Origin of the sequence: Streptomyces olivochromogenes (genome assembly GCF_021538895.1) — a bacterium.
GTDB classification, from domain to species: Bacteria; Actinomycetota; Actinomycetes; order Streptomycetales; family Streptomycetaceae; genus Streptomyces; species Streptomyces olivochromogenes_A.
In genome coordinates, this window is record NZ_JADDRL010000183.1 from 1 (window position 1) to 11,881 (window position 11,881).

Sequence of the window (11,881 nt, forward strand, 5' to 3'; positions counted from 1 at the left end):
AACCTCGACAAGGGCCGGGTCAGCCTCCAGAAGAACCAGACCGTCTCCCTCGTCAAGGGCGGCCGCCCGCTGCTCTCCCAGGTGCACATGGGCCTCGGCTGGGAGCCCGCGTTCCGCGGCAAGGACATCGACCTGGACGCCTCCGTCATCGCGTACGGCCCGCAGCGCAACCACGTCGACAGCTGCTACTTCGGCAAGCTGACCATCCTGAACGGCGCGATCAAGCACTCCGGCGACAACCTCACCGGCGAGGGCGGGGGCGACGACGAGGTGATCGCCGTCGACCTCGGCCGGATCCCGCAGGACGTCACCGGCCTGGTCTTCACGGTGAACTCCTTCTCCGGCCAGAAGTTCACCGAGGTCGCCAAGGCCTACTGCCGCCTCATCGACGGCGCGAGCGGCGAGGAACTGGCCCGCTTCGACCTCACCAACGCCGAGCCGCAGACGGGCGTGATGATGGCCAAGCTCATCCGCCAGTACTCCGGCGAGTGGGAGATGACCGCACTGGGCTCCTTCGTGAAGGCGCGCACCGTGCGGAACATGGTCAAGCCGGGATCCGAGGCCCTGTAGCCGGACTTCGCGAGACGCAAGGGAAGTGGCCCGCACCCCCCGTAGAAGTGCGGGCCACGCCTGTGGTCAGGCCGCCCAGGGCCAGTCGGCGTCCCGAGCCGCCTCCAGCAGGGGCACCATCCGGAAGGCCGCGTCCGACAGGCCGCCGAAGGTGTGCCGGTTCTCCTTGCCCGACGGGCCGTGGCCCGCCCGGTAGCCGGCCAGGTTCCAGGTGTAGACTGGGACGTCGGCCGGGACCTGATGGGTCGGGTCCCCGTGCTGGTGGTACGCGTACTGCTCGTCGGTGACGATCAGCACCCGGTCGTGCTTCTTGTAGTGCCGGCGCACCGCCTCGGTGGTGTCGGTGCCGCCCAGGTCGCCGAAGCGCCCCAGGATCTTCAGCACCGACTCGCCCTTGCGGAACTTGACCCGCTTGCTCGTGGAGCCGAACTCGACGAGGTCGGCGTCCGCCGCCCGCACCGCGAGCGCCGTACCGAAGATCGCCGCCGCGTCGGCCCGGTTGAGCTCGGAGCGGTCCGACAGCCGCGCCCACATCGAGCCGGAGCGGTCGATGAGCACCAGCGTGCGGCCGGGCAGCGCGGGCACATGGGCCAGCGAGTGACCGAGCGCCTGCTCCAGCGCGTACGACCAGCGCAGCGACGGGGCGTGCTGGTAGGCGGCCAGGTACCGGAAGGGGAACTGCCGCGAGCGCGCCACCTCCGCCGGGTCGCCGATCCGCGCCGCGACCTGGGCCGCGACCTCGTCCGAGACGCCGGCCTGGTCGAAGTTGCGCAGGTTGCGGACCAGGGCCATGGTGCCCATGGACGGGATCACGGCCTCCCAGGCCGCCTTGTCCATCGGGCCCTGGAGCCATCCGGCCAGCGCCTCCCAGGTGATCCCGGCCGCCGCGAGCCGCTCGGCTCCGTCGGGCGCGGTCACCACCGCCCGGCGCTCCTCGACCGGCACCGCCATCAGCTCGCGGTGCGCGGTGAGCACCCGGTTCGACGCGGGCGACTCGGCGGTGTCCGGGTTGTGCCGGCGGTCGAGGGCGTACCGGAACAGCTCGCCCTGCCACGGCTTGTCCGGGTCCGGCGCCGCGTGCACCAGGTTGAGGATGTCGCCGAAGCGGTAACCCTTGGACGCGGTGTCGTACTTCAGCAGCGACTTGCCGTGGTACAGCCGTCGTACGGCGTCGGCGACGCCGCGCTTGACGGGCTTGGGGATGTTGCGGCCGTAGGTCGCGGTCCAGTAGGCGAGCAGCTCACCGGGCTCGTCCGGGCGCTGCAGGACGGAGGCGACGACCTGCCGGTTGGACGGGCCGCCGGTGGCGCCGGCCGCCAGCCGGGCGTGCACGTACTCGGCGGCGCCCACGACGGAGGCCGTCCGCATGCCGCCCTCGCCCCGCAGCCAGCCGAGCAGTCCGGCCGTCCAGGACGGGTCGGTGACGGCGAGCTCGCGCAGGAGCCGGGCGAACCGGGTGTCGCGGTCGGCGCCGCTCTCGTAGAAGGTCCGCTGCGAGACGAAGTTGGAAACGGCGAGCAGAAAGAGCTCCGAGCGCGCGTCCCGCTCATGACCACGACCGCCCTGATAGGTACGGAGCACCCGCCCCGTGGACGTGACCCGCGAGGTCGGCTGCGCCTTGGCGGCCTTGGTGTTGAATCGCGCCATCGTGAATTCCCCCGAATTCATTCGTGTTTCGGAGAGAGGCGCAACAAAAGGAGGGGGCCCGAGATCAGGGGTCGGCGACGGACTTTTCCAGGTGCTCTACCCATTGAGCTACACCGACCCGAAGTCGATGACGGGACTCGAACCCGCAACCGCCCGATCCAATGAAGTAACCGCTGCCTGCGCACCGGGCACCCACCTTGAGCTGCGCCTCCCGAGATCAATTCGGCCGCGGCTCGGATTCTGCGAAAGAAGTAGCCGCTGCCCGCGCACCGGGAGGTGCATGAAGTTGTGGTGTCCAGAGTTCAGGTCGACGGAACCGACGGTTGGTGCTCTGACCCCTGAGCTACACCGGCACGAGGTACCGGTGGCGGGACTCGAACCCGCGGCCTCCCCATTAGCAGTGGAAGTAGGTCCTGCCTTCGCACCTGGACGTGCATCACTCTAGGAGGGTGACCGCGGGACGAGCGAACGAATTAAATTCCGGCGGGAGTTCAGCCGCGCTTCTGCCGCTTCCACGGGCCGGTGATGGCGAGCATGATGCCCGGCTCCTGAATGTTGGCGAACAGGGTCTTTCCGTCGGGCGAGAAGGTGACGCCGGTGAACTCGCTGTACTCCGGCTCCTGTGCGGTGCCGATGTTCAGGTCGTTGCGGGCGATCGGGTAGGTGCGGCCGCTGTCGGTGGCGCCGAACAGGTGTTGGATGCCCTCGCCGTCCTCGGCGATGACGAGGCCGCCGTACGGGGAGACGGTGATGTTGTCCGGGCCGTCGAAGGCGCCGTCCGTGTCCGGGTCCGCGTTGACGCCGAGGAGCACCTTGAGGGTGAGGGTGCGGCGCTTGGGGTCGTAGAACCAGACCGCGCCGTCGTGCTGGACGGGGCTCTCGGTGCGGGCGAACGAGGAGACGATGTAGGTACCGCCGTCGCCCCACCACATGCCCTCCAGCTTGCGGGCGCGGGTGACCTGGCCGGCGGTGAACTGCTTGCGCACGGAGGTGGTCTTCGCGTCGCGGTCCGGGACGTCCACCCAGTCGACGCCGTAGACCGTGCCGATCTTGGTGGCGCGGGAGAGGTCGTCGACGAACTGGCCGCCGGAGTCGAAGCACTTGAAGGCCTGGAGGACGCCCGCGTCGTCGGCGAGGGTGCGCAGCTTGCCGCGGCCGTGGCAGAAGTCCTGCGGCGGGGTCCAGCGGTAGAGCAGGCCGTTGGGGCCGGCCGCGTCCTCGGTGAGGTAGAGGTGGCCGCGCTTGGGGTCGACGACGACGGCCTCGTGGGCGTAGCGGCCGAGCGCCTTGATGGGCCTCGGGTCGCGGTTGGCGCGCCGGTCGGACGGGTCGACCTCGAAGACGTAGCCGTGGTCCTTGGTCATGCCGTTCTGGCCGGCCTTGTCCTCGGTCTCCTCGCAGGTGAGCCAGGTGCCCCAAGGGGTGTTGCCGCCCGCGCAGTTGGTGGAGGTGCCGGCGATGCCGACCCACTCGGCGACGTGGCCGTGGCGGACCTCGACGACCGTGCAGCCACCGGAGGCGGCGGGGTCGTAGACCAGGCCCTCGGTGAGCGGCACCGGGTACTTCCAGGAGGCGCGGGGGCCCTTGAGCTCGTGGTTGTTGACGAGGAGGGTGGCGCCGCGCGGCCCGTCGAAGGTGGAGGTGCCGTCGTGGTTGGACGGGGTGAACTCGCCCGACTCCAGCTTGGTCCTGCCGCTGAACGTGATGATCTGGTACGTGAACCCGGCGGGCAGCGCGAGGATGCCGTCCGGGTCGGGGATCAGCGGTCCGTAGCCGACTCCGCCGTGGGCGGCCGCCGACTCCTCGCCCGCGCTTTCGGTGTCCGTGGACGCCAGGGCGTTCGGCGCGGTGGCGAGGGCGCCGACGCTGCCCGCCAGCGCTACACCGGCACCGGTGATCGCGGATTTCCTGGCGAAGTCCCTGCGGGTGAGCGACATGGTGTCTCCTGTGACGGTGGGAGTGCCGTGGAGGGTGGCGACCTCGAATCCACGAAACGCTCCCGCCCGCCCCTGAACGGGAGTTGAACACCGAGCGACTTCAACGCCCCCGCTTCCATGAACCCGTATGCACTCCCCCACAAAACCCCAAAGCGACCTGGCTCCGCCGGCTCGACCACTCATCCGCCCCGAGCCCGGTACGGTGACCGGGGTCCGGGCGGGCCGGCCGGCCGGCCGGGAGTTTGGGCCCGCCGACCAGGGTCCGGGATGTCAGCCAGAGTCCAGGCAGGTCGGCCTGAGTCCGGGCACCTTGGCCTGAGTCCAGGCAACCCAACAAGGCTCCGGGACGTCTGCCTAGGTCTGGGCAGCCGGCCCGAGTCCCGGAAGCCGCCCGAGTCCGGCGCGGTCCCTGTCGCGCCCTGTCTCAACCCCCCTGCTGTGAGCGGGCCTTGAACGCAGCCTTGCGGGCCTCCTTGGCCACCCGCTTGTCGGGGTGCAGGCGGCCCATTGCCTCCAGGACGTCCGCGGTCGCGGGGTGTTCGACTCGCCATGCGGCCGCGAAGAAGCCGCTGTGCTGGGACGCGAGGCCCTCCACCAGAGCCTGGAGTTCCTCGGAGTTGCCCTCGGCCGCGAGTTGTGCGGCCAGGGTGTCGATGGTCAGCCAGAAGACCAGGTCCTGGGAGGGCGCCGGCACGTCGGAGGCGCCGCGTTCGCTCAGCCACACCCGGGCCAGCCCGCCGAGCTCGGGATCGTCGAGGACCTCGCGCAGCGCGGGTTCCGCCTCCATGCCGACCAGCGACAGCGCCTGCTGGCAGCGCAGCCTGCGCAGCGGCGCGCCGGCGTCGCCGCCCCGGGCCGCGGCGAGCAACTCGCGGGCGGCGAGCAAGGGTTCGCGGTGGGCCAGCCACTGCTCGGTCTCGGCGTGCGCCGCCGCGGGCGGAAACGCCGAGGTCCCGTCGAGCAGCACGTCCGCCCCCTTGTCGGCGAGTTCACCGACCGCGGGCGCCTCGAACCCGGCCTCCAACAGCCGCGCCCGCAGCCCGTACACACCGAGCGGGGTGAGCCGGACCATGCCGTAGCGCGAGACGTCGGTGTCGTCGACCGCGAAGGACGACTCCTCGGCGTCCTCGGCGTCCGACATCAACTCCTCGTCGAGCGGCTGGTACTCGACGAGCCCGATCGGCTCCAGCAGCCGGAACTGGTCGTCGAGGCGCATCATCGCGTCGGAGACCTGTTCCAGCACGTCGTTGGTGGGCTCGCTCATGTCGCCGGGCACGATCATCGAGGCGGCGAGGGCGGGCAGCGGCACCGGCCCTTCGCCGGGACCGTCCGCGCTCACGGTCAGCAGGTACAGATTGCCGAGCACGCCGTCGAGGAAGTCGGCCTCCGCCTCGGGGTCCCAGTCGAGTGACGAGAAATCGACCTCGCCACCGGCGTCCATCGCGTCGACCAGCCCGTCGAGATCGGGCACGCTCGCGTCGGCGAGCACGCTCTCCAGCGCGGCGAGCCACACCGCGAGCACATCGTGCGGCGAACCCTGGGTGAGCAGCGCCAGGTCCTCCGCCGCCGCCACGGTCCCGGCCTCCTCGTCGATGATCTCGACCAGGCCCGCGTCCAGAGCGGTCCGCCAGGCCTCGCTCGCGAGCGCGGCGGCGAGGTCGCCGGTCAGTTCGAGCAGCTCGGCCGCGGCCGGCAGCTGCTCCTCGATCAGGCTGCCCCCTGCGTCGACCCGGGTCTCGGGCCCGGCCCAGCGGGCCAGCCGGGCGGCCCGGGAGAGCAAGGTCGTGGACAGCGCGGCGCGCGCCAGCTCCGCTTCGGGGTGCAGCCGTACGGGCGGCAGGGGGGAGCTGTCTGACATCGGCTGGTTCTCCTTGCGGCCGTGAAAGGACTCAGCCGCTCAGCCTAGACGGATTTCCACCCATGCCGCCCGGTTCATCTCACGGTCGGTAGTCGTACATGGCCGAAACCTTGACAACTCCCGCCTCCAGGCAGGAGATTGACGCGCGTAGAAGTCGGGGGACAACTGTTCACTGTCTTTCTACGCGTGTCACACGCCAGCGCGTGTCATGCACGCTCCAATTCGACCGACCACCCTCGCCCCGGCGCTCACGCATGTCCCCGGAGGGATCCCCTTGCCGAGCAGGTCTTCCGCGCGCCTCGCCGCGCTCACCGTCGCCGCCGTCTGCAGTGCAGCGTCCACCGTTGCCCTCACCTCGCCCGCACACGCGGACTCCGTGCGCATCCACGACATCCAGGGCACCACTCGTATGTCGCCGTACGCCGGCCAGAAGGTGACGGACGTCCCCGGCGTCGTCACGGCCACGCGCACCTACGGCTCCTCCCGTGGTTTCTGGATTCAGGACACGACGCCGGACGACAACCCGGCCACCAGTGAGGGCGTCTTCGTCTTCACCAGCTCCACCCCGAAGGTCGCCGTCGGTGACTCCGTCACGGTCGCCGGCACGGTCTCCGAGTACGTCCCGGGCGGCACCTCGTCCGGCAACCAGTCGGTGACCGAGATCACCAAGCCGACGATCACGGTCCTGTCCAGCGGCAACGCGGTCCCCGCGGCCACCGTGATCGACGAGGACTCGGTGCCGGACACGTACGCCCCGTCCGGCGACACCGCGGCGAGCGGCTCGATCAACGGTCTTGCCCTGGACCCGTCGGCGTACGCCCTGGACTACTACGAGTCCCTGGAGGGCATGAACGTCCAGGTCTCCGACACCCGTGTGGTCACCGGGACCGACCCGTACTCCGAGCTGTGGGTCACCGTGAAGCCCTGGGAGCACCGCAACCGCCGCGGCGGCACGGTGTACGGCTCCTACACCTCCCAGAACACCGGCCGCCTGCAGATCCAGTCGCTCGGCGCCACCGCCGACTTCCCGAAGGCGAACGTCGGCGACACCCTGGCCGGCGACACCACCGGCCCGCTGGACTTCAACCAGTTCGGCGGCTACACCCTCGTCGCGAGCAAGCTCGGCACGCTGGAGAGCGGCGGCCTGGAGCGGGAGACGACCCGCAAGCAGTCGCGCGGCGAGCTGGCGGTGGCGACGTACAACGTCGAGAACCTCGACCCGTCCGACGCCACCTTCGAGGAGCACGCCTCCGCGATCGTGAACAACCTCAAGTCGCCCGACATCGTGTCCCTGGAGGAGATCCAGGACAACAACGGCGCCAAGGACGACGGCACGGTCGACGCGAGCGAGACCGTCAACAAGCTGATCGACGCGATCGTCGCGGCCGGCGGCCCGAAGTACGAGTGGCGCTCGATCAACCCGGTCAACGACCAGGACGGCGGCGAGCCCGGCGGCAACATCCGCCAGGTGTTCCTGTTCAACCCGGAGCGGGTGTCCTTCACCGACCGCGCGGGCGGCGACTCCACCACCGCCGTCGGGGTCGTCAAGGAGCACGGCAAGGCTCAGCTGACGGCCTCTCCCGGGCGTATCGAGCCGGGCAACGAGGCCTGGAAGTCCAGCCGCAAGCCGCTGGCCGGGGAGTTCGTCTTCCGCGGCAGGACGGTCTTCGTGATCGCCAACCACCTGAACTCCAAGGGCGGCGACCAGTCGCTGACCTCGCAGTACCAGCCGCCGACGCGCAGCTCGGAGACTCAGCGCCACGCACAGGCGACGCTGGTCAACGCGTTCGTCAAGAGCATCCTCGACGTCCAGAAGAACGCGGACGTCATCGCGCTCGGCGACATGAACGACTTCGAGTTCTCCGACACCACCAAGATCCTCGAAGGTGACGGCGAGCTGTGGTCGGCGATCAAGTCGCTGCCCAGGAGCGAGCGCTACACCTACGACTACCAGGGCAACCAGCAGGTCCTGGACCAGATCCTGGTGAGCCCGGCGATCCGGCGCGGTTGCGACTTCGACTACGACTCCGTGCACATCAACTCGGAGTTCCACGACCAGATCAGCGACCACGACCCGCAGGTGCTGCGTTTCCACCCGTAGCCGGTGGCGGTCAGGCCTGGTGGAACACCCCGTTCAGCCAGGCCTGCCAGGCGGTCTCGTTCGCCTCGGCATCGGCGTCCGGCGCGAAGTCGTGGACGCTGATGCCGAGCGGCGCGCCCCAGTGCCCGCGCCCGAAGAAGCGGATCAGGGCGTTGTCGGTGCGCAGCCCGATGAAGTACGGGTTGCGGTAGTCGAGCACGGCGTCCAGGATCCGCCCGCCGGGTCCCCGGGCGCCGACCTTCGTGCCCGCGGCCGTGTCGTCCGCCAGGCCGAGCGCGTGGCCGACGGCGGCGAGCGCCCGCGGGGTCTGCGAGGCCTCGGGCCCGTTCAGCTGGACGAAGGTGACCGGGCGGGGCGCGAAGTGCGTGAGGTACTCGCACAGGGTGTGCAGGTAGAAGTTGGTGTGCTTGCTCGCGCCGTCGTACTGGTTGTTCCAGTCGTCGGTGAAGATGCCGCTGTGCACGTAGCGCACCCAGGCCCGGCGGCCCTCGTCGCGGGGCTCGATGGTGTAGTCGAGCTGGTTGAGGGACTGGGTCGGGAAACCGACGTCCTCGCTGCGGTTGGTGTAGCGACGGGGCGGGTCCCAGGCGGTGACGGTGGACCCGAAGGGCCCCTTGCCGCCCTCCCGGGGCTCGGGCGGGTCCATCGGCCAGAGGTAACCACCGGATCCGGAGGTGACGGCCTCCCACACCTTCTCCGGTGGGACGTCGACCTCAAACTCGCGGACGATCTCGAATTCCTTGGACATGGTGGGGCTCCTGCTCGCTACTTTTCCGGATCGAGGGCGGGCTGGTCCTTGACCGTGGGGTGGACGGCGACGACGATCCGGTGGTCCCGGCCGCCCTCCGCGTCCGGGGCGTCGTACTTGCGGATCAGCGCGCTCACGCCCGCCGTCAGCTCCTGGACGAAGGCCGCCCGGTCGGCGGCCGAGGCGAAGCGGAGCTCGCCGTCCAGCGCGTACGTCGCCAGCCCCTTGCGGGCCTTGGTGGCGCCGGTGATCAGCGTGCCGACGTCCCGCACCAGGCGGGCGCCGAGCGCGAGCAGCCAGCGCGCGGACAGCTGGTCCCGGAAGCGGTTCGGGTCCGGCTGTACGGAGGCGAGCGCGAGCGGCGAGATGACGTACGACGCGGCGGTCGCGCGCATCAGCCGCTCGGTGACGTTGCCCTTGCGGCGCTCTCCGGCCAGCTCGACCAGGCCGTGCCGCTCCAGTGCCTTCAGGTGGTAGTTCACCTTCTGCCTGGGCAGCCCGACCTTGCCGGCCAGCATCGCGGCCGACGCGGGCTCGGCGGCCAGCTCGGCGAGCAGCCGGGCCCTTGTCGGGTCCAGGGAGACGGCTGCGGCCTCGGGGTCCTCGATCACGGTCACGTCCAGCATGCGTCCACCGTCCCACCGAATACTTTTTTTGTCCAGGCGAGTGAAATTTTCGGTGGGGCGGTGACCGCTGGCGGGGCGGAGGCCGTGCCGTGTTGTCTATGGGTCCATGGGTTGCCTGTGGGTTGCCTGTGGGGTTGTCCGGGTTGTCCGTGGTTCAGTGACGGCGGCGGTGGCGCCTCTGCCACCGCAGGCCCGTCCAGATGATCGCCACACTCGTGGCCCCGACGAGCAGCACCGGGCGCGGATGCCGCACACCGAACTGGATCGCACTGCGCACCGGGAGCGGAGCGTGCTCCTCGACGGTGCGTTCCGCCTGGGCGGCCCTGTCCTGGGCGGCGTGCCCCGCCCGGGTCGCCCGGTCCTGCACGGTGTGGCCCGCGTGGGTCGCCCGGTCCTGTACCGCGTGGCCCGCGTGAGCCGCCTTGTCCTGCATCACGTGGCCCGCCCTGGTCGCCCTGTCCTGTACGGCGTGGCCGGCCTGGGCCGCGCTGCCGCGCAGCTGGACGGTCATGGCGTCGGCCTTGTCCTTGAGGTCGGCTGCCCGGGCCCGGGCACGACCTTTCAGGTCCGCCTTCCCCGCCAGTTCCTCGACGGTGTCGCCGAGCTCGTTCCTGGTCTGCTCGATCTGCTCCCGCAGTTCGTCGGGGCCCTTCGCGCCCGGCCCCTGTGGGGTCTTGTCCGTCATCGGTGTGCCCTTTCCCTGATCTCCTCGACGTCTGCCCTGACGCTCGCGAGAGCCTCCTGCGGTGCGGGTGGCGCGGCACGGCGCAGCCGGTCGCGTCCGATCGCGGCCAGCACGGCGGCGACCACGAAGAACACCGCCGCGACGACGAGCGCCGCGGCCCACACGGGCAGCGTCAGGGAGAGGGCGGCGGTGGCCGAGCCGGCCAGAACGATCAGGCCGACGTACCCGACGGCGGCCCCGGCGCCCAGCAGTCCGCCGCCGCGCCCGGCCCGCCGCCCTTTCTCGACCAACTCCTCCTTGGCGAGGGCCGCTTCCTGGCGTACGAGCCGCGAGAGCTGTTCAGTGGCCCGGCCGACGAGATCGCCCACCGAGGGCTGCCCGTCGGCGGAGGGCCTCAGGTCCGTGGTCCCGGTCACGGTGTTCCGCCTCCTCTCGGTTCCGGAACATCCGGGTACCCCGGAGAAAGACCGTTAGCCCTGGTCGGCGCTCCCGGTCCCGCGCTCGCCGAGCCGGGACGGCCGGGTCTGGAACCAGTCCGGGCGGGCCTGCAACAACACGACCTCCGCGACCAGTTCGGGCACGCCGAGGCCGTGGGGTCCGGGGGCGGGTCCGGCGGCGGGTGCTGGTCCGGCCGACCCGTCGGTGGGCGCCGTCCGAGCGCCGCTCGCCACGAGCCGCAGCCCGCCCCCGGCCAGCCGGGCGAAGGCGGCGGGCGAGACGGACGTACGGCAGCGCACCGCCCAGCGATCAATCAGCACCGCTTACCAATACCCCTTAGAAGAATTAAGTGGAGCTTCACGGTGGCTCTGCCGAGACTACTCCCATGACGAACACGGACAGTCCCACCGCTCCCTTCGGCCGCACCCTCTGCGCGATGATCACGCCGTTCACCGAGGCGGGCGCGCTGGACCTCGACGGCGCCCGGCTGCTGGCCGGCCGGCTGGTGGCGGAGGGCTGCGACGGTCTGGTGCTCAGCGGCACGACGGGCGAGTCGCCGACCACGACGGACGCGGAGAAGGCGGAGCTGGTCCGAGCCGTCCGGGAGGCCGTCGGCGACGGGATCCCGATCGTCGCGGGCGTCGGCACCTCCGACACCCGGCACACCGTCGAGCTGACCCTCGCCGCCGAAAAGGCGGGCGCCGACGGCGTGTTGGTGGTGACCCCGTACTACAGCAAGCCGCCGCAGGAGGCCGTGGAGGCGCACTTCCGCGAGGTCGCCGACGCGAGCGGTGTGCCGGTGATGCTGTACGACATCCCGGGCCGCACCGGCACCCGGATCGAGCCCGAGACGATGATCCGGCTCGCCGACCACCCCCGGATCGTGGCGGTCAAGGACTGCTCCTACGACTTCCTCGGCACCCAGAAGGTGCTGGCGCGCACGGAGTTGGCGTACTACGCGGGCTGCGACGAACACGTCCTTGCCCTGTACGCGGTGGGCGCCGCGGGCTGCGTCAGCACGGTCGCGAACGTCGCACCGCGCCGCATCGCGGAGATCCTGGAGGCGTTCGCGGCCGGTGACACGGCCCGTGCCGCCCGTCTCCAGCGGCGGGTGACGCCGCTGATCGAGGCGATGATGGACGGGGGCCTGCCGGGCGCGGTCACCGCGAAGGCCCTGCTGACCGAACTCGGCCTGCCCGCGGGCCCGTTGCGCGCCCCGCTGCGGCCCGCCGGCCGTGCGGCGATCGACGGGCTGCTCGCGGTCCACGAGG

11 protein-coding genes are annotated in these 11,881 nt (G+C 70.9%); 3 read left to right on the plus strand and 8 right to left on the minus strand.

Annotated features, from left to right (window positions below; translation table 11 throughout):
- On the plus strand, positions 1–570 hold a 570-nt coding region (locus IPZ69_RS44275; protein ID WP_235460575.1), incomplete at its 5' end, for a TerD family protein.
- Positions 571–636: 66 nt separating this feature from the next.
- Here the strand turns inward: IPZ69_RS44275 and IPZ69_RS44280 are convergent.
- The 3 genes from IPZ69_RS44280 to IPZ69_RS44290 form a co-directional block, all read right to left on the minus strand.
- A complete protein-coding gene (locus IPZ69_RS44280) occupies positions 637–2,217 on the minus strand; it encodes a TROVE domain-containing protein (protein WP_235460576.1) in 1,581 nt (526 codons plus the stop codon).
- 491 nt (positions 2,218–2,708) lie between these two features.
- Complete coding sequence (locus tag IPZ69_RS44285) at positions 2,709–4,154, minus strand: alkaline phosphatase PhoX (RefSeq protein ID WP_235460577.1); 1,446 nt, start codon at positions 4,152–4,154, stop codon at positions 2,709–2,711.
- A 424-nt stretch (positions 4,155–4,578) separates the two neighbouring features.
- Positions 4,579–6,012, minus strand: coding sequence for a hypothetical protein (locus IPZ69_RS44290; protein ID WP_235460578.1), 1,434 nt, complete (start codon positions 6,010–6,012; stop codon positions 4,579–4,581).
- Positions 6,013–6,286: 274 nt separating this feature from the next.
- Here IPZ69_RS44290 and IPZ69_RS44295 point away from each other — a divergent pair, with 274 nt between their 5' ends.
- Entirely contained in the window at positions 6,287–8,113 is a 1,827-nt protein-coding gene (locus IPZ69_RS44295; RefSeq protein WP_235460579.1) for an endonuclease/exonuclease/phosphatase family protein, read from the plus strand.
- Between the two features lie 10 nt (positions 8,114–8,123).
- On the opposite strand, the gene IPZ69_RS44300 is transcribed toward IPZ69_RS44295, so the two are convergent.
- The 5 genes from IPZ69_RS44300 to IPZ69_RS44320 form a co-directional block, all read right to left on the minus strand.
- Positions 8,124–8,861: an SRPBCC family protein gene (locus tag IPZ69_RS44300; protein WP_235460580.1), complete on the minus strand. Its 738-nt coding sequence runs from the start codon at positions 8,859–8,861 to the stop codon at positions 8,124–8,126.
- A gap of 17 nt (positions 8,862–8,878) precedes the next feature.
- Positions 8,879–9,487: an ArsR/SmtB family transcription factor gene (locus IPZ69_RS44305; protein ID WP_235460581.1), complete on the minus strand. Its 609-nt coding sequence runs from the start codon at positions 9,485–9,487 to the stop codon at positions 8,879–8,881.
- Positions 9,488–9,641: 154 nt separating this feature from the next.
- On the minus strand, positions 9,642–10,172 hold the full coding sequence (locus IPZ69_RS44310) for a DUF3618 domain-containing protein (RefSeq protein ID WP_235460582.1): 531 nt from the start codon (positions 10,170–10,172) through the stop codon (positions 9,642–9,644).
- Positions 10,169–10,588 (minus strand): phage holin family protein, encoded by a 420-nt coding sequence (locus IPZ69_RS44315; RefSeq protein ID WP_235460583.1) that lies wholly within the window; start codon positions 10,586–10,588, stop codon positions 10,169–10,171. The genes IPZ69_RS44310 and IPZ69_RS44315 overlap by 4 nt, the downstream gene beginning before the upstream one ends.
- A 54-nt stretch (positions 10,589–10,642) precedes the next feature.
- The gene (locus IPZ69_RS44320; protein WP_308407610.1) at positions 10,643–10,930 is read right to left on the minus strand and encodes a hypothetical protein; all 288 of its coding nucleotides are present in this window, start codon (positions 10,928–10,930) and stop codon (positions 10,643–10,645) included.
- 65 nt (positions 10,931–10,995) lie between these two features.
- On the opposite strand from IPZ69_RS44320, the gene dapA reads away from it, so the two are divergent.
- Positions 10,996–11,881, plus strand: an 886-nt coding sequence (gene dapA / locus IPZ69_RS44325; RefSeq protein WP_235460584.1) for a 4-hydroxy-tetrahydrodipicolinate synthase, incomplete at its 3' end; no start/stop codon positions are given.

Bases quoted from the DNA above. Each gene is read 5' to 3' on its own strand.
- IPZ69_RS44280 (WP_235460576.1), bottom strand. From the start codon at position 2,217: ATGGCGCGATTCAACACCAAGGCCGCCAAGGCGCAGCCGACCTCGCGG.
- IPZ69_RS44285 (WP_235460577.1), bottom strand. From the start codon at position 4,154: ATGTCGCTCACCCGCAGGGACTTCGCCAGGAAATCCGCGATCACCGGT.
- IPZ69_RS44290 (WP_235460578.1), bottom strand. From the start codon at position 6,012: ATGTCAGACAGCTCCCCCCTGCCGCCCGTACGGCTGCACCCCGAAGCG.
- IPZ69_RS44300 (WP_235460580.1), bottom strand. From the start codon at position 8,861: ATGTCCAAGGAATTCGAGATCGTCCGCGAGTTTGAGGTCGACGTCCCA.
- IPZ69_RS44305 (WP_235460581.1), bottom strand. From the start codon at position 9,487: ATGCTGGACGTGACCGTGATCGAGGACCCCGAGGCCGCAGCCGTCTCC.
- IPZ69_RS44310 (WP_235460582.1), bottom strand. From the start codon at position 10,172: ATGACGGACAAGACCCCACAGGGGCCGGGCGCGAAGGGCCCCGACGAA.